Source organism: Phenylobacterium sp., assembly GCF_013911965.1.
Classification (GTDB): domain Bacteria; phylum Pseudomonadota; class Alphaproteobacteria; order Caulobacterales; family Caulobacteraceae; genus Phenylobacterium.
In genome coordinates this window covers 42,319-57,949 of the sequence record NZ_JACESE010000023.1, presented here as the reverse complement: position 1 = coordinate 57,949, position 15,631 = coordinate 42,319, and the positions used below count along the sequence as shown (strand labels likewise).

Genomic DNA, 15,631 nt, shown 5'->3' with positions numbered 1-15,631 from the left:
AGGTCGTAGCGCGCCATCTCAAGCTCCTTTCGGAAGCCTTGAATCAGCGTCGCCCTCAACCAGCAAGCTTTATGGGTTCAGAACCTAGGCCGACTTCTTGCGGCTCGACGCCCGGCCCGCGCCGCGCTTCTTCGTCGCCGAGGCGCGGCTGGTCGTCTTGCGGCGCTCGGCCGGCTTGCCGCCGCCGGCGCCCAGGCTGGCCTTCAGCTGGGCCATCAGGTCGGTGACCTCGGCCTCGCGCGGCGCCTCGGGAGCGGTGACGGTGCGGCCCTCCTCCTTCTCGGCGACCAGGGCGCGCAGGGCCTCCTCGTAGCGGTCGGTGAACTGGGACGGGTCAAAGGGCCCCTCCTGCTGCTCGATGATCCGGGTGGCGATCTCCACCATCTGCTTGTCGGGCTTCACGTCCGGTATGCCGGAGAAGGCGTCCTGCGCATCGCGCACCTCGTCGGCCGAACGCAGCTTGTAGGCGAGGATGCCCAGCTCCCGCGGCTCCAGCGCCATCAGCCGTTCGCGCTGGTGCATGACCAGGCGCCCCAGCGCGATCTTTCCGGCCTTCTCCATGGCCGTGCGGATGACGGTGAAGGCCTCGGCGGCCATGTCGCCGTCGGGGACGAGGAAATAGGGATCGTCCCAGTAGAGGCGGTCGATCTCGGTCTCGTCGACGAAACGCTCGATGTCGAGGCTGCGGGTCGTCTCCAGCTTGACGTTGTTGATCTCGTCCTGGGTCACCACGACGTAGCGGCCCTTCTCGATCTCGTAGCCCTTGACGATCTCGCTGCGCTCCACCGGCCCGGTTTCAGGGTCGGTCGGCACCATGCGGATCCGGTTGTGGGTGTCCTTGTGCAGCATGCGGAAGCTGACGTCGCCGCCGCGGCTGGTGGCGGTGTAGAGGGCGACGGGGCAGCTGACGAGCGACAGGCGCAGATAGCCCTGCCAGGTGGGGCGCGCGGCCATGGGGGACTCCCTTTCCGAAGCCTGCACAACGCCCGCGCAGGTGATTCGTTCGGGATCGAGGCCGCTGGGCGCCGCCGCCCAGCTGCGCCCTTTGTGGTCTTCGTGTCCGTCTTGACGGCGCTGACGCGCCGCCGGGGCGAGAGGAAGCCTCTCCTACTGCGCCGCCTCCAGCCCCAGGGTCGGCAGGGCGACGGCTTCCTGGGCGTCGAGGCGGATCTTGCGGAAGTTCTCCCGCACGGCGGTCTCCGATCCGAACTCCAGCAGCCGGTCGCTGGCCGGATCGTAGGCCGGCCAGTCGAGGCCGCCGCAGTCGGGCTCGCCCGTCTTGGCGAAGGCGACCCAGCAGGCGTGCATCAGGCTCGCCATCGCCCGGTCCTCGTCGCTGACCACGCTCATCGGCGTGCGGCGGCCCCAGTATTCGAAGACGTACTGGATCTCGGCGGCATGGTGGGCGCGGTCGAGGACAGGCCGGTAGCGGTCGCCCACATAGCTGAAGTGATAGAGCCAGGCCGGCGCCCCGTCGGCCGCCTGGCGCGCCACCCAGCGGGCCGGAGCGGCGAAGAGGCGGTCGGTGAAGATGGCCCGGCCCAGCGCCTCGTCCCCCTCGGCGGCTTCCTCCGCATAGATGGTCCGCGCGATGGGCGGGACGTTCTGGGCGAACCTGGCCCCGCCCCCCGGCCCCCCCAGCAGCGAGTCCTCGCCGCTGTTCCAGCCGATGATCATCGGCACGTCGATCTCGCCGCCCCCGGCGAACACCTGGGTCGGCGTGCGCGGCAGGAGCCGGCCGTCGACAAAGGGGCCGAAACTTCCGTCCACCTTCTCGATCAGGGTCTCGACGGGCACGGCGCGCAACTCGGCGGCCGAGGCCGTGCGGGTCAGGCCCAGCGTCTTGGCCGCCTCCACGCCCTTGGCCTCCTGGACGGCCAGGCCCTGCGGCTCGAACCAGCCCAGGCCCGACTGGACGATGGCCTTGGAGAAGAGCCCCTTGGCCGAGGGCGTCGCCAGCAGGGCGAGGGTGCTCATCCCGCCGGCGGATTCCCCGAAGACGGTCACGTTGCGCGGATCGCCCCCGAAGGCGGCGATGTTCCTCTGCACCCAGCGCAGGGCGGCCACCTGGTCCATCAGGCCGTAGGAGCCGAGCGGCGCCTTGGCCCCGGCCTCCCGGGTCAGGGCCGGGTGGGCGAAATAGCCGAGCGGGCCCAGGCGGTAGTTGACCGTGACCACGACGACGCCGTCGCGGGCGAAGTTCTGGCCGTCATAGACCCAGCCTGCGCCGGTTCGGTGCGCGCCCCCGTGCAGCCAGACCATGACCGGAACCGGCGCCTTGCCCGGGGCGGTCGCATCCTTGGGCGCAAAGACGTTGAGCTGCAGGCAGTCCTCGCTCGTCGGCCCGTTGGCGCCGCCGGTGTTGGGCGAACCATCCTCGTTCATCGGCTGCGGGCAGGAGGGACCAGCCTCCACCGCCGGCCGCTCGCCGCTCCAGGCCGCGGGCGGCGCCGGCGGCTTCCAGCGCAGCGGCCCCACGGGCGGGGCGGCGTAGGGAATGTTGCGGAAGACGGCCGCCCGGTCGGTGGCCTCGCCCGCCAGCACGCCGCTCTCGACCTTCACCTTGACGCTCTCGGCCCAGGCCGGCGACCCCGCCGCCAGCACCGCAACCGCCGCCATCACCCAGGGCTTCATGGTCCCCTCCCATTGTCGCGCTGGAGCGGAGGAGACGGGGCGATGCGGCGGGGGTCAAGGGAGCTGGGCCCGAAAAGCCGCCATGAGGCGCAGGCGGTGTGGGGGCCGAGGACGGAACCATCTCCTTCCGGCCCGGTTGTCTGGAACAAAAGGGAAACCCATCCATGTCCGACGCCCCCCACAACCCCAAGCTGGACGACCGCCCCGGCTCCAACACCGAGAAGGACCCGCAGGACTGGGTCTCCGGCGACGAACCCATGACCGGGGCCCAGGCCTCCTATCTCACCACCCTGTCGGAGGAGGCCGGCGAGCCGCCGCCGAAGGAGGATCTGACCAAGGCGGAAGCCTCCGAGCGGATCGATGCGTTGAAGGGTCGGCTCGGCCGCTGAGCGCCGGGCCTGTCCCGAAGACGAAGGCCCGCCGACCTTGACCGACACATCCGAACCCTATGACGCCGTCGTGGTCGGCGCCGGCCCCGCCGGCCTGACCGCGGCCACCTATCTGGCCCGCTTCCGCCGCCGCGTCCTGGTGCTGGACGGCGGGCGGCCGCGGGCGGCCTGGATCCCGGAAAGCCACAATACGCCGGGCTTTCCGCAAGGGGTCGGCGGGACGGAGCTTCTGCGCCTCCTGCGGCTGCAGGCCGAGGAATTCGGCGCGGCCATCGAGGCCGGACGGGCGGAGCGGCTGTCGCCGACGGAGGCGGGCTTCCGCCTGCACCTCGCCGACCGGAGCCTCGAAGCCGCCACCGTCCTGCTCGCCACCGGCGTGGCCGACCACCTGCCGCAGATCCCGGGCCTCGACCAGGCGATCGGGGCGAGCCTGGTGCGCATGTGCCCCATCTGCGACGCCTGGGAGGCCATCGGCGCGCGCCTGGCCGTTCTGGGCGAGGGTCCGCTGGCGCAGCGGGAGGCCGATTTCCTGCGCCCCTACAGCGAGGACGTCACGGTCCTGATGCTGGGCGAGGCCGCCGAGGCGCCCCCCGAGACGGTGAGCATCGCCCTCGACCAGCTGCGTTTCGAGGAGCGCGAGGTGGTGCTGGCTCAGACCGGGGGCGAGGCCGAGCGGCGCTTCGACCATCTCTATCTGGCGCTCGGCTGCACGCCTCAGGTGGGGCTGGCCGAAGGCCTCGGCGCGCGGCGCGACGAGGCCGGGGCGCTGATCACCGACACCCATCTGATGACGACGGTCGAGGGCCTCTACGCCGCCGGCGACGTGGTGCGAGGCCTGAACCAGATCTCGGTGGCCGTGGGCGAGGCCGCCATCGCGGCCACCGCCATGCACAACCGCCTGCGCGGGCGCTAGGCCTCAATGGAAGTCCCGGCTGCGGATCAGGCGGCCGGCGACGTTGGAGGCGACGCGGATCTCGGCCTCGTCCTGGCGCAAGCCTGAGAGCAGGGGCGTCAGGTCCTCGAAGCGTTCGCAGACCAGGTGGATGACCTCGCCGGCCTTCTGCAGCCGGCCGTGGGCGACCAGGAAGGCCGCGCTCATCACCGTCCGTCGGTTGGCCTCGAAGACATCCTTCCAGACCACCAGATTGGCCGGGCCGGTCTCGTCCTCCAGGGTCAGGAAGGTGACCCCCTTGGCCGTGCCGGGCCGCTGGCGCACCAGCACCAGGCCGCCGACGCTGACCCGCGCCCCGTCCCTCAGTTCGCCGAGCCGGCGGGCGGGCGTGATGCGGCGGCGGTCAAGCTCTTCGCGGAAGAAGGCGCAAGGATGGGCCTTCAGGGAGAGGCGCGTGGTGCGGTAGTCCTCCGCCACCTGGTGAGGCAGGCTCATCAGGGGCAGCTCCGCCTGTTCCTCGCGCGGCTGCAGCCGGGCGGCGAGCGGCGCCTCGTCCTCCACCTTCGCCTCGCCGACGAGCCCCTTGGCCAGCCAGAGGGCGGCGCGGCGTTCCAGGCCGAGAGACCGGCAGGCGTCGGCCTCGGCCAGCAGCTCCAGGGTGCGGCGCGAGAGCCTGGCCTGGCGGGCGAGCGCCGGCAGGGTGTCGGCGCCGGCCGCGCGCGCGGCGACCAGCCGCTTCACCTCGTCCTCGCGCAGGCCCTTGATCTGGCGAAGCCCGATGCGCACCGCCTTCAGCCGGCCGCCGTCCTTCGCCGGTTCCAGCGTGCAGTCCCAGTCGCTGGCCAGGATGCAGGGCGGGCGCACCTCCACCCCGTGCTCGCGCGCGTCGCGGACCAGCTGGGCCGGCTGGTAGAAGCCCATGGGCTGGCTGTTCAGGAGGGCGGCGCAGAAGACGTCGGGCCAGCGCCACTTGATCCAGGCCGAGGCGTAGACCAAGAGGGCGAAGCTGATGGCGTGGCTCTCCGGAAAGCCGTAGGAGCCGAAGCCCTCGATCTGGGCGAAGCAGCGCCGGGCGAAGTCCGGATCATAGCCCCGGGCGACCATGCCCTCGACGAACTTCACCCCGTACTCGCCCACATTGCCGTAGTTGCGGAAGGTGGCCATGGAGCGGCGCAGGCCGTTGGCCTCGGCGTCGGAGAACTTGGCCGCCTCGATGGCCAGGCGCATGGCCTGTTCCTGGAACAGCGGCACGCCGAGCGTCTTGCCCAGCACCGCCTTCAGCTCGTCGGGGGGCCCGTGTTCGGGCGCGGGCGCCGGATAGGTCACCGCCTCCTTCCCCTCCCGCCGTCGCAGATAGGGGTGGACCATGTCCCCCTGGATCGGGCCGGGGCGGACGATCGCCACCTCGATGACGAGGTCGTAGAAGCGCTGCGGCTTCAGCCGGGGCAGCATGGACATCTGGGCCCGGCTCTCCACCTGGAAGACGCCCACGGAGTCGGCCCGCGAAAGCATGGCGTACACGCCCGGCTCCTCCTGGGGGATGTCGCAGAGGTCGTGCAGGTGCTGGCCGTGGTCGGCCCGCAGCAGGGCGAGGCTCTTGCGCAGGGCCGTCAGCATGCCGAGCGCGAGCACGTCGACCTTCATCAGACCGAGCTCGTCGATGTCGTCCTTGTCCCACTCGATGAAGGTGCGGTCGGGCATGGCGGCGTTGCCGATGGGCACGGTCTCGTCCAGCCGCCGCTTGGTCAGCACGAAGCCGCCCACGTGCTGCGACAGGTGCCGCGGAAAGCCGATCAGCTCGGCCGCCAGGGTCGTGGCCCGGCGGATCTGCGGATTGTCGGGATCGAGGCCCGCCTGGCGCACATGGGCGTCGGGCGTGCCGGCGCCATAGGAGCCCCAGACCGTGCCGGCCAGGGCGGCGGTGACGTCCTCGGTCAGGCCCAGCGCCTTGCCCACCTGGCGGATGGCCATGCGCGGACGGTAGTGGATGACGGTGGCGCAGATGGCCGCCCGCTCGCGGCCGTAGCGGGCGAAGACGTACTGCATCACCTCCTCGCGCCGCTCGTGCTCGAAGTCCACGTCGATGTCGGGCGGCTCGCTGCGCTCCTCGGAGATGAAGCGGGAGAAGAGGAGGTCCTGGTCGGGCTTGGTGGGATCGACCGCGGTGATCCCGAGGCAGAAGCAGACGCAGGAATTGGCCGCCGAGCCGCGCCCCTGACAGAGGATGCCCTGACCCCGCGCCCAGCGGACGATGTCGTGCACGGTCAGGAAGTAGTTGGGGTAGTCGAGCTTCTCGATCAGGGCGAGCTCGTGGTTCAGGAGGTCGCGCACCTTCTGCGGCACGCCCCGGCGATAGCGCCGCGCCGCCCCCTCCCAGGTCAGGTTGCGCAGGTGCTCGATGGGCGTCCTGCCCGGCGGGACGGGCTCGTCCGGATATTCGTAGGAGAGCTCGGAGAGGTCGAAGCCGATCCGGCCGGCCACCTCCAGGGAGCGTTCCACCGCCTCGGGAAAACGGGCGAAGAGGCGGGCCATCTCCGCGGGCGACTTCAGGTGCCGCTCGGCGTTGGCGGCCAGGCGCCAGCCGGCCGCCTCGATGGTGGTCTTTTCCGCGATGCAGGTCAGCACGTCCTGCAGGGGTCGCCGCTCGGGCGCGTGGTAGAGGACGTCGTTCACCGCCACCATGGGCGCGCCATAGCGCTGCGAAAGCTCCGCCAGGTCCGAGAGCCTGGGCAGGTCGCGCGCCTCGTAGCCGCGGGCCGCCGCCAGCCAGACCTGATCGCGGAAGTCGACGGCCAGCCGCTCCAGGTCCCGCTCGAACCGCGCGTCCAGCCGGCGCGGCGGCACGGCCAGCAGGACCTGGCCTTCGGCATGTTCGGCGAAATCGCCATAGGCGAGCTCGCAGCCGCCCTTCTTCGCCCGCCTCTGGCCGAGCGTCAGCAGGCGGGTCAGCCGGCCATAGGCCTCGCGGTCGCGGGGATAGCAGAGGAGGCTGGGGGTCCCGTCGGCGAAGTCGAGCCGGGCTCCGGTGAGCGGGCGCAGCTTCAGGTCCCTGGCCGCCGTCCAGGCCCGCACCACGCCGGCCAGGCTGTTGCGGTCGCAGACGCCGAGCGCCTCGATCCCCAGGGCCTCGGCCGTGGCCGCCAGCTCCCAGGGGTGGGAGGCGCCGCGCAGGAAGGAGAAGTTGCTGGCGGCCATCAGCTCGGCATAGGCGGGCGCGCTCATGGGAAGAGCCCGTGCAGCCACCACTTCGCCGGCGTCCCGGCCTCGTACAGCCCGGCGCGGAAGATCCAGAAGCGGCCGCCGGCCTCGTCCTCCACCCGGTAGTAGTCGCGGATGTGGGCGGCCGAGACATCCTCGATGGCCGCCTTCCACCACTCGGCGCCGATCCGCTCGGGCCCCTCGGCCAGGCGCACCCTGTGCAGGCGGCCGCGCCAGCGGAACTGCACCGGCGGATCGTCCGGGATCAGCGCTACGGCCTCGATGGGCTCGGGCCGGCGGAAAAGACGGACGGGCCTGGGCCGCGCCCGGTCCCAGCTCTCCGCCGGCTGCGGCGCCAGCGGCCCGGCGCGGGTCACGGCCCGCTCCGGCACGTGGCTCTCCACCGGCCGGCTCGTCCAGACGCGCTCGGGCCCCAGGCGGTTGGTCAGGCGGTCGACCAGGGGGGCGAGGTCGCCCGCCGCCTCGCCGATGCGCGTCTCCAGCCCCGCCTGATGCTCCACCAGGGGCTCGACCTCGTAGGCGCACAGGGTCGCCGACTCGATGCCGAAGCCGGGATCGAGGTGTTCGAGCTTGGGGGAAAACAGCCGCACGATCCGCAGGGTCTCCCGGGCGACCACGGCCAGGCCCACCTCGGCGGTCAGGGGCTTTCCGTCCAGCCGGTGATAGGCGAGCTCGAACCGCCGCGCGCCGCGGCCGGCCGCCGCCAGCCGGGCGCAGAGGGCGGCTGTGATGTCGGCGCAGACGCGGGAAAGGTCCTCCAGCGCGCTGATCGGCTCGGCGAAGGCGAGACGTTCGGCGAAGGGGCTGGGCGGCCGGCGGAAGGAAAGCGCCTCGGGCGCCTTGCCCAGCGCCTGGTCCAGGCGGCGCAGGGTTTCCGCGCCGAAGCGGCGGCCCAGCTCCCCGCGCGGCAGACGGGCGACCTGGCCGATGGTGCGCAGGCCCAGCCGCTCCAGCTGGGCGGCGGCGGCAGGGTCCAGCCGCAGGGCCGCCGGCGGCAGGGCGGCGAGCGCCTGCCCCTGCCCGCCTTCGGGACAGATCATCGCGCTGTCGCCATGGCGGGCCAGCGCCCAGGCCGCCCCGGCCGTGTCGGCGATCGCGCAGCGCACGGTGAGGCCGTTGGCCGCCAGACGGCGGCGGAAATCCGCCAGCAGGGCCCGCTCGCCGCCCCAGAGGTGGGAAAGGCCCGAGACGTCCAGGAAGAGTCCGTCCGGCGGATCGGCCGCCACGGCGGGCGAGAAGCGCACGCACCAGTCGACGAGCGCCGCCAGGGCCCGGGCGTCGGCCTCCGGCTCGGCCTCGGCCGTGGCGAGGTCGGGAACCAGGGCCGCGGCGTCGGCCGCCTTCTGGCCGGGGAAGAGGCCGAGCGCCGCGGCGGCTTCGTCCACGGCGCAGAGCCGGCGCGCGCCCCGGGCGGCTTCCACCAGGGCGAAGGGCGCGGCCTCAGGCGCGGCGGCGGACGGAGCCGCTGGCGGCGTCGGCTCCGTCGTCTTCTCGGGCGGCGGGTTGCGCCGGCGCCAGTTGTCGATCGCCCAGTTCGGCGACCAGGCGCAGAGGATGCGTCCCATCCTGGATCTCCGTTTCAAGATAGGCGTCCGGGCTTTCGAAGAGCCAGGCGCCGGGCCGTCCGCCCCGCGAGCGTTCCAGCGCCGCCCGGAAGCGCGGGGCGCCGAGGCCGAGGCGCCCCGGCGGCGGCTGGCTGGGGGCCGGAGCCACCGTCCAGCGGGTGGCCGCGGCCGAGCCGGTCAGCGCCCTGGCCTTGCCGCCGAAGGGCCGCCTGCGGATCAGGAAGCCGGTGGCCCGCCCCTTCTCGCAGGCCAGCTGCAGCCGCCGGCCGGCGACGAGATCGACCGCCTCGGCCTCTACGAAGACCGCCGCCACCCCGCGGGTGGAGAGCGCATCCTCGGCGGCGGCCAGCGCCTGGGCCTCGTCCGGGGTCCAGACCTCGATGGGCGCCCCGGGCAGGCCGAGCCCCAGGAGGCCGGGGACGTGCAGGTCGTCCCGGCGGACGATCCACACCGCCCGCCCCCGCGCCAGCAGCGGCCGGGCGAGCAGGGCGGCGAAGGCGGCCGGCGCGGCCGCGCTCTCGGCCTCCAGCCCCTCGCCCCCCAGTTCGTGCCAGCGGTTCAGGGGCAGGCCCCGTCCCCCCGGCAGGCAGCGGTCGACCCGCGGATCCCCCAGCGCCAGCGACTCGGAGTCTCCCCGCCCGCCCGCCTCGATGGCGGCGATCTTCGCGCGCACGGCGGCGAGGCGCCCGCTGCGAAAACCGGTCATGGCTTCAGGTCCTCCGTTCTCTTTTTGTTCTAGTCAGGAGTCCGAAAAAGTCAATCAACCCAGGATCGGTTCCCTTAGCGCCGCCAAGTCCACACGCCGTAGCCCCCTCCGGCCCTACGGGCCACCTCCCCCTCAACGAGGGGGAGGATCTGCTCAGCGGCTCTGGCCAGTTCAGTGCGAAAGATGCTCCCCCTTCCAGGGGGAGCTGTCGCGAAGCGACTGAGGGGGCTGCCGCCGTGCGGCCACACCGCCGATCAAGCCGGGCTTTAAAAGCTTCGCCGCCGATGCGATGGTCACCCCATGCTGCAGCCCTTCGGCGAACGGATCTGGATCACCGACGGCCCCGTCGCGACGGTGGCCGGCTTTCGCTATCCCACCCGGATGGCGGTGATCGCCCTGGCTTCGGGCAAGCTCTTCGTCTGGTCGCCGGTGGCGCTGACGCCGGAGCTGCGCCGGGCGACGGACGCCCTGGGAGAGGTGGCGCATCTGGTCGCCCCCAACGCCCTGCATCACCTCTTCCTCGCCGACTGGGCGGCGGCCTATCCGGGGGCCCGCCTGCACGGCGCGCCCGGCCTGGCCGCGCGCCGCAAGGACCTCGCCTTCGACGCCGAACTCGGCGCAGGCCCCGATCCCGCCTGGGCCGAAGACCTCGACCAGACGCTTTTCGCCGGCAACGCCATCACGACCGAGGCGGTCTTCTTCCATCGGCCCAGCCGCACGGCCATCTTCACCGACCTGCTGCAGCAGTTCCCGCCGGGCTGGTTCCGCGGCTGGCGGGCCGCGATCGCCCGCCTCGACCGGATGACCGGCGCCGAGCCGCAGGTGCCGCAGAAGTTCCGCCTGGCCTTCACCGATCGCGCCGCCGCCCGGCCGGCGCTGGCGCACATCCTGGCCTGGCCCGCCGAGCAGGTGCTGATGGCGCACGGCGAGCCGGTCCGGTCCGACGGCCAGGCCTTCCTCGCCCGCGCCTTCGCCTGGCTGAAGCCCTGAAGCGTGGTCCGAGAGGCGGCTACGGACGATATGCGCGTCGACAGGGACTCTGGAGCGGCGAGCTGATCCCGTCAGATCGCGCCGCGCTCTAGAACTCCGACCCGTCCTTGCGGCGGAAGCCGACGCCGTTGATCAGGCGCATGTCGATGTCGGGATAGTGGCAGTCGCTGGCGGCGGGGCGGCCGACGGCGATCAGGACGCAGTCCTCCTGGCTGCGGTTCTGCAGGACGTGGCCGTTGGCCTCGCCGGCCGGGAAGGCGGCGCAGTCGCCGGGGCCCATCGGGTGCTCGCCGTCGTCGTCCACCAGGACCGCCTGCCCCGAAAGCACGACCACGAACTCGTCCTCGCCCTCGTGCCAGTGACGCTGGGAGGACCAGGCGCCCGGCTTCAGCGTCACGTGGCTGACGCCGAACTCCGTCAAGCCGCCGGCGGGGCCGAGGCGGCGATTCCAGCGGCCCTGCACGGCCCCGGCATATTCGGGCGGATAGCCGGTGGCGTTCGTCTGGGGAATGGCGGAAAGGTCGAGCTTGGGCATGGGGGAAGCTTAAGCCCAGCGGCGATGCAGCGCTATCGGTCGCGAGGCGTTATGGGTGGCTGTAAGGAATCACGCAAACTGCGCCGGAACAGCCGGACAGGCCTGCGCGGGAATGGGATGCTGAGACGTTTCTTCGACTGGTGGCGGGGGGCCGACCTGGCCGAGCCCGAGGGGCCGGTGACGCCCCAGTCGGGGGCTGTGCCCTATCGCATGACCGACAAGGGCGTGCGCTTCCTGCTCGTCACCTCGCGCCGCACCGGACGCTGGCTGTTTCCCAAGGGCGGGCTGATGCCCGGTCTGGAGGCCTGGGACTCCGCGGCCCGGGAGGCCCTGGAGGAGGCCGGCGTCGAGGGCGTCGTCTCCTGCGAGGCGCTGGGCGCCTACCGCAGCGCGCGGGTTCGCGACGAGCGCAGCCAGATGATCGAGGTGACCCTCTATCCGCTGGAGGTCACCCGCCAGCTCGACCGCTGGCCCGAGAAGGCCCAACGCCGGCGCCGCTGGGCCGATATCGACGAGGCCTGCGCCATGGTGCGCGATCCCGACCTCGTCGCCATCCTCGAGACCGCCCAGGCGCGGATCGCCGCCCAGGGCGCCGCGTCCGGAAAGGCGAAGAAGGTCCGCGCCAAGGCCTAGGTGTTCAGGCCCGAGGTCAGGAGGCTGAGAGCCAGGTGCAGCGCCGCGGCCAGGAGGCCGGCCGCCGGCACGGTGATGACCCAGGCCGCCGCGATCCCCCAGGCGTGGCGGCGGCGGACCAGGCGGCGCTTCTCCCGCTTCTCGGCCTGTCCCGGATCGTCCCAGCCCTCGGTCATCAGGGCCGGATCGATCATCACCCCGCCGTTGGGCCGCCGCCGGATGCCGCGGTTGGTCAGCACCTCGCGCAGCAGGCCGACCCCGAAGATGCCGCCGATGGCGATGTGGGTGGAGGAGACCGGCAGGCCCAGCGTGGAGGCCACGAGCACGGTGATGGCGGCGGCCTGGGCCACGCAGTAGGCGCGCATGGCGTCCATCTTGGTGATCTTCTCGCCCACCGTGCGGATCAGGCGCGGCCCGAAGAGGGCCAGGCCCAGCGAGATGCCCACGGCGCCGATGGCCAGCACCCACAGCGGCAGCACCACGCTGCCGGGCGCCGAGGAGCCGGTCTGGGCGGCGCTGACGATGGCCGCCAGCGGGCCGACCGCATTGGCCACGTCGTTGGCCCCATGGGCGAAGGAGAGCAGGCCCGCGGCCAGGATGAGCGGCAGGACGAAGAGGCGGCTGACCTCCTTGCGCCGGTTCTCCATCAGGGCCGAGCGGCGCAGGACCCAGGGCCGGGCGAGCGCCCAACCCGCCGCAAAGAGGCCCAACGCCAGCGTCCAGACCACGCCGGCCGAGGGCGACCACACCCGCGAGAGCCCCTTGCTCGCCATGTAGAGGGTGAAGACGCCGCACATCAGGCCGATCAGCAGGGGCACCCAGAAGCGGGCGGCGGCGATGCGGTCCTCGCGGAACAGGATGGCCGCCTTGATCAGGGCCAGCAGGGCGGCGGCCACGACGCCGCCCATGACCGGGGAGATGACCCAGGAGAGCGCGATGGCGCCCAGGGTGGGCCAGGCCACGACGCCGAAGCCGGCGGCCGCTGCGCCCGCCCCCAGGACCGCCCCGACGATCGAATGGGTGGTGGAGACCGGCGCGCCCACCACCGTGGCCAGGTTGATCCAGACGGCGGCGGCGAAGAGGGCCGCGGTCATCACCAGGATGAAGTCCACCGCCCCCATGTCGGGGGGCGGGGTGATGATCCCCTTCGAGACGGTCGAGACCACCTCGCCGCCCGCCAGTATGGCCCCGGCCGCCTCGCAGACGGCGGCGATGACCAGCGCCCAGGCCATGGGCAGGGCCTTGCCGCCCACGGCCGGGCCCATGTTGTTGGCCACGTCGTTGGCCCCGATGTTCAGCGCCAGATAGCCGGCGACCAGGGCCCCGGCGATGGCGTAGACGGCCAGCGGCCCCTCGGCCACGACCTGGGTGGCGAACAGGGTGACGGCCACGAGGAACAGCACGGCGAGGCCCGGCAGAGCCACCGAGCGGGAGAGTTCTCCCGTGGCGGTCTGCAGGCGGGTGACCTTCTTGAGGTCCTTGTCGAGGGTCGTCTTGGCCACGGGCGTCCTTCGCTAATCATCCGTGGACGGCGCATTAGCACAGGGCGACGCGCCAGGCGGCGCCCTTTGGCGCGTCACGGCCCCGGCGCCGCTTTCGGCTTGCCAAGTCTGAGGCCGGCGCCGACAGTGGGCGAACACGGTTCAACGGATAGGTGTTCCATGCGCCTTGCGCTCATCACCCTCGCGGCCGCGGCCTTGCTGGCGACGCCCGCCGGCGCCCAGCAGACAGACGCCGCGCCCGACCCGGGCCCCACTGAGGTGACGGGGGTCGACGTCCCCGGCCAGGCCGAGCCGAAGGTCGAGGAAGACCCGACCATCTGCCGCAAGGTCGCGGTCACCGGCTCGCGCATCTCGACCCAGAAGGTCTGCAAGAAGCAGAGCGAGTGGGCCGTTCAGGCCAAGCGCCGCATCGGCGGCGGCGGCGACATCATTCAGACCGACTGCGGCGGCGGCTCCGGCTGCGAGATTCACCCCCTGCCCTCGACCTGACGGCTCCGCTCGCCCCCCATCCTGAGGTGCGAACAAGGCGAGCCACGAAGGACGCCGGGCGTCCGAGGGGCGTCAGCCGCGCACGATCCAGTCCGGCTCGGGCGTGACGGGGAAACGCACCGCGTCGATCTCCGTGCGGCCCTCCATCCAGGCCCTGGCGAGGCGATGGGCGCCGTCCATCAGCTGGCCCTCGGCGTTGAGGATGACCGGGTAGGCGAGGTTGGCGTTGAAGATCCGCCGGGCGTGCTCGGCCACCTCGCGGACGCTGGGCGTATGCCGACCCTGAAACCAGCAGTCGACCTCGAACTCGGCGATGTCGGCGATCGCGACCTTGGTCACCGGCAGATCGGCGGCCAGCGCCCAGAGGCGCGGCGTCCGCCAGTAGCCGCGCCCGCCGGGAACGGTGCGCGAGTGCTTTTCGTCGGGAGGACCGGCCATGGCGGCAGCGTCACCGGAACGCCGCCGCCTGGCAAGCCGGCCTTAGAAGCGCAGGGTCCGCGCCTCCTTCACGTGCGGCAGGGCCTGGATCTTCTTCATCAGCTCCTCGGTCGGCGTCTGGTCGACCCCGACGAGGGCGATGGCGTCGTCGCCGGCCGAGACGCGGCCGAGGTTGAAGGTGGCGATGTTCACGCCCGCCTCGGCCAGCAGCACGCCGAGCGCGCCGATGAAGCCCGGCTTATCCTCGTTGTTGACGTAGAGCATGGTGTCGCCGAAGGGCGCATCGAGATCCATGCCCTTGACCTCCACCACCCGCGGCGCGCCGGCCAGCACCGAGCCCGCGAAGGAGCGCTTGCCCTTTTCGGTCGTCACCGTGATGCGGATGAGGCTTTCGTAGATCGGCGACTCTTCCTGGTGCGATTCCGACAGGGTGATGCCGCGCTCCTTGGCCACGGCCGGGGCCGAGACCATGTTGACCGCGTCGCCCAGCATGGGCCGCAGCACGCCCGCCAGCGCCGCGGCCGTCAGCGGCTTGGCGTTCAGCTTGGAGACCTCGCCCTCATAGGCGATGTCGATGGCCTTGACCCCGAAGTCGACCATCTGGCCGGCGAACACGCCGAGCTTGCCGGCGAGCGCGATGAAGGGCGCCAGGCGCGGGGCCTCCTCGGCGGTGACCGAGGGGGAGTTCAGCGCATTGGTGACGGCGCCGGTGAGCAGATAGTCGCTCATCTGCTCGGCCACCTGCAGGGCGACGTTCTCCTGGGCCTCGGCGGTCGAGGCGCCCAGGTGCGGTGTGGCGATGAAGTTCTCGGCCCCGAAGAGGACGTTCTCCTTGGCCGGCTCCTCGACGAAGACGTCGAAGGCCGCGCCGCCGATGTGCCCTTCGTCCAGCAGCTTGCGCAGGGCGGCCTCGTCGACCAGCCCGCCGCGGGCGCAGTTGATGATCTTCACGCCCTTCTTGGTCTTGGCCAGGTTCTCGGCCGACAGGATGTTGCGGGTCTTGTCGGTCAGCGGGGTGTGCAGGGTGATGAAGTCGGCGCGGGCCAGCAGCTCGTCCAGCTCGACCTTCTCCACGCCCAGCTCGACGGCGCGTTCGGGCGACAGGAAGGGGTCGTAGGCCACCACCTTCATCTTCAGGCCGAGCGCCCGGTCGGCGACGATGGAGCCGATGTTGCCGGCGCCGATCAGGCCGAGCGTCTTGGCGTAGAGCTCCACGCCCATGAAGCGGTTCTTCTCCCACTTGCCGGCCTGGGTGGAGGCGTCGGCGGCGGGCAGCTGGCGGGCCAGGGCGAACATCATGGCGATGGCGTGTTCGGCCGTGGTGATCGAGTTGCCGAAGGGGGTGTTCATCACCACGATGCCGGCGGCGGTGGCGGCGGGGATGTCGACATTGTCGACGCCGATGCCGGCGCGGCCGATGACCTTCATCTTCTTGGCGGCGGCGATGACGTCCTTGTCGGCCTTGGTGGCCGAGCGAACGGCCAGGCCGTCATAGTCGCCGATGATCTTCAGCAGCTCGTCCTTGGTGAGGCCGGTCTTCACGTCGGCCTCGACGCCGCGTTGCTTGAAGATCTCGATGGCGGCGGGGCTCAGCTTGTCGGCGATGAGTACGCGGGGCATGGGCGGATTCTCTTCATCG

At 72.1% G+C, this 15,631-nt stretch carries 14 protein-coding genes; 5 read left to right on the top strand and 9 right to left on the bottom strand.

What is annotated here, in order from left to right; all coding sequences use genetic code 11:
* Positions 1-84: 84 nt before the first annotated feature.
* Together H2041_RS17705 and H2041_RS17700 are read right to left on the bottom strand one after the other, a co-directional pair.
* Positions 85-954 (bottom strand): Ku protein, encoded by an 870-nt coding sequence (locus tag H2041_RS17705; protein WP_293414987.1) that lies wholly within the window; start codon positions 952-954, stop codon positions 85-87.
* A 153-nt stretch (positions 955-1,107) separates the two neighbouring features.
* Positions 1,108-2,634 (bottom strand): carboxylesterase family protein, encoded by a 1,527-nt coding sequence (locus H2041_RS17700; protein ID WP_293414985.1) that lies wholly within the window; start codon positions 2,632-2,634, stop codon positions 1,108-1,110.
* 164 nt (positions 2,635-2,798) lie between these two features.
* Between H2041_RS17700 and H2041_RS17695 the strand changes: the two genes are divergently transcribed.
* A complete protein-coding gene (locus H2041_RS17695) occupies positions 2,799-3,023 on the top strand; it encodes a DUF3072 domain-containing protein (RefSeq protein WP_293414983.1) in 225 nt (74 codons plus the stop codon).
* Positions 3,024-3,060: 37 nt separating this feature from the next.
* The gene (locus H2041_RS17690) at positions 3,061-3,936 is read left to right on the top strand and encodes an NAD(P)/FAD-dependent oxidoreductase (protein WP_293414981.1); all 876 of its coding nucleotides are present in this window, start codon (positions 3,061-3,063) and stop codon (positions 3,934-3,936) included.
* 3 nt (positions 3,937-3,939) lie between these two features.
* On the opposite strand, the gene H2041_RS17685 is transcribed toward H2041_RS17690, so the two are convergent.
* From H2041_RS17685 to H2041_RS17675, 3 genes are read right to left on the bottom strand one after another with little or no spacing between them, the layout of a single operon-like run.
* A complete protein-coding gene (locus H2041_RS17685; protein WP_293414979.1) occupies positions 3,940-7,137 on the bottom strand; it encodes an error-prone DNA polymerase in 3,198 nt (1,065 codons plus the stop codon).
* Positions 7,134-8,690 carry a DUF6504 family protein gene (locus H2041_RS17680; RefSeq protein ID WP_293414997.1) on the bottom strand — a complete coding sequence of 519 codons (1,557 nt, stop codon included), beginning with the start codon at positions 8,688-8,690 and terminating at the stop codon, positions 7,134-7,136. Before H2041_RS17680 ends, H2041_RS17685 begins: the two co-directional genes overlap by 4 nt.
* Positions 8,575-9,405, bottom strand: a complete 831-nt coding sequence (locus H2041_RS17675) for a protein imuA (protein ID WP_293414977.1) — start codon at positions 9,403-9,405, stop codon at positions 8,575-8,577. The genes H2041_RS17680 and H2041_RS17675 overlap by 116 nt, the downstream gene beginning before the upstream one ends.
* Positions 9,406-9,705: 300 nt before the next feature.
* Between H2041_RS17675 and H2041_RS17670 the strand changes: the two genes are divergently transcribed.
* Complete coding sequence (locus H2041_RS17670; RefSeq protein ID WP_293414975.1) at positions 9,706-10,395, top strand: DUF4336 domain-containing protein; 690 nt, start codon at positions 9,706-9,708, stop codon at positions 10,393-10,395.
* 88 nt (positions 10,396-10,483) lie between these two features.
* Here the strand turns inward: H2041_RS17670 and H2041_RS17665 are convergent, their stop codons facing one another.
* A complete protein-coding gene (locus tag H2041_RS17665) occupies positions 10,484-10,930 on the bottom strand; it encodes a cupin domain-containing protein (protein WP_293414973.1) in 447 nt (148 codons plus the stop codon).
* Positions 10,931-11,047: 117 nt separating this feature from the next.
* On the opposite strand from H2041_RS17665, the gene H2041_RS17660 reads away from it, so the two are divergent.
* Complete coding sequence (locus tag H2041_RS17660) at positions 11,048-11,563, top strand: NUDIX hydrolase (protein WP_293414971.1); 516 nt, start codon at positions 11,048-11,050, stop codon at positions 11,561-11,563.
* On the opposite strand, the gene H2041_RS17655 is transcribed toward H2041_RS17660, so the two are convergent.
* A complete protein-coding gene (locus H2041_RS17655; RefSeq protein WP_293414969.1) occupies positions 11,560-13,065 on the bottom strand; it encodes an inorganic phosphate transporter in 1,506 nt (501 codons plus the stop codon). The two genes, H2041_RS17660 and H2041_RS17655, sit on opposite strands and share 4 nt — an antisense overlap.
* Before the next feature lie 159 nt (positions 13,066-13,224).
* On the opposite strand from H2041_RS17655, the gene H2041_RS17650 reads away from it, so the two are divergent.
* Positions 13,225-13,554 carry a hypothetical protein gene (locus H2041_RS17650; protein ID WP_293414967.1) on the top strand — a complete coding sequence of 110 codons (330 nt, stop codon included), beginning with the start codon at positions 13,225-13,227 and terminating at the stop codon, positions 13,552-13,554.
* A gap of 72 nt (positions 13,555-13,626) precedes the next feature.
* Here the strand turns inward: H2041_RS17650 and H2041_RS17645 are convergent, their stop codons facing one another.
* Both H2041_RS17645 and serA read right to left on the bottom strand, forming a co-directional pair.
* Complete coding sequence (locus tag H2041_RS17645) at positions 13,627-13,992, bottom strand: hypothetical protein (protein ID WP_293414965.1); 366 nt, start codon at positions 13,990-13,992, stop codon at positions 13,627-13,629.
* Positions 13,993-14,034: 42 nt separating this feature from the next.
* Complete coding sequence (serA, locus tag H2041_RS17640) at positions 14,035-15,612, bottom strand: phosphoglycerate dehydrogenase (protein WP_293414963.1); 1,578 nt, start codon at positions 15,610-15,612, stop codon at positions 14,035-14,037.
* Positions 15,613-15,631: the final 19 nt, after the last annotated feature.

Excerpts from the sequence above, each read along its gene's own strand:
- H2041_RS17705 (WP_293414987.1), bottom strand. The coding sequence starts at position 954 with ATGGCCGCGCGCCCCACCTGGCAGGGCTATCTGCGCCTGTCGCTCGTC.
- H2041_RS17700 (WP_293414985.1), bottom strand. The coding sequence starts at position 2,634 with ATGAAGCCCTGGGTGATGGCGGCGGTTGCGGTGCTGGCGGCGGGGTCG.
- H2041_RS17695 (WP_293414983.1), top strand. The coding sequence starts at position 2,799 with ATGTCCGACGCCCCCCACAACCCCAAGCTGGACGACCGCCCCGGCTCC.
- H2041_RS17685 (WP_293414979.1), bottom strand. The coding sequence starts at position 7,137 with ATGAGCGCGCCCGCCTATGCCGAGCTGATGGCCGCCAGCAACTTCTCC.
- H2041_RS17675 (WP_293414977.1), bottom strand. The coding sequence starts at position 9,405 with ATGACCGGTTTTCGCAGCGGGCGCCTCGCCGCCGTGCGCGCGAAGATC.
- H2041_RS17670 (WP_293414975.1), top strand. The coding sequence starts at position 9,706 with ATGCTGCAGCCCTTCGGCGAACGGATCTGGATCACCGACGGCCCCGTC.
- H2041_RS17665 (WP_293414973.1), bottom strand. The coding sequence starts at position 10,930 with ATGCCCAAGCTCGACCTTTCCGCCATTCCCCAGACGAACGCCACCGGC.
- H2041_RS17660 (WP_293414971.1), top strand. The coding sequence starts at position 11,048 with ATGCTGAGACGTTTCTTCGACTGGTGGCGGGGGGCCGACCTGGCCGAG.
- H2041_RS17650 (WP_293414967.1), top strand. The coding sequence starts at position 13,225 with ATGCGCCTTGCGCTCATCACCCTCGCGGCCGCGGCCTTGCTGGCGACG.
- H2041_RS17645 (WP_293414965.1), bottom strand. The coding sequence starts at position 13,992 with ATGGCCGGTCCTCCCGACGAAAAGCACTCGCGCACCGTTCCCGGCGGG.
- serA (WP_293414963.1), bottom strand. The coding sequence starts at position 15,612 with ATGCCCCGCGTACTCATCGCCGACAAGCTGAGCCCCGCCGCCATCGAG.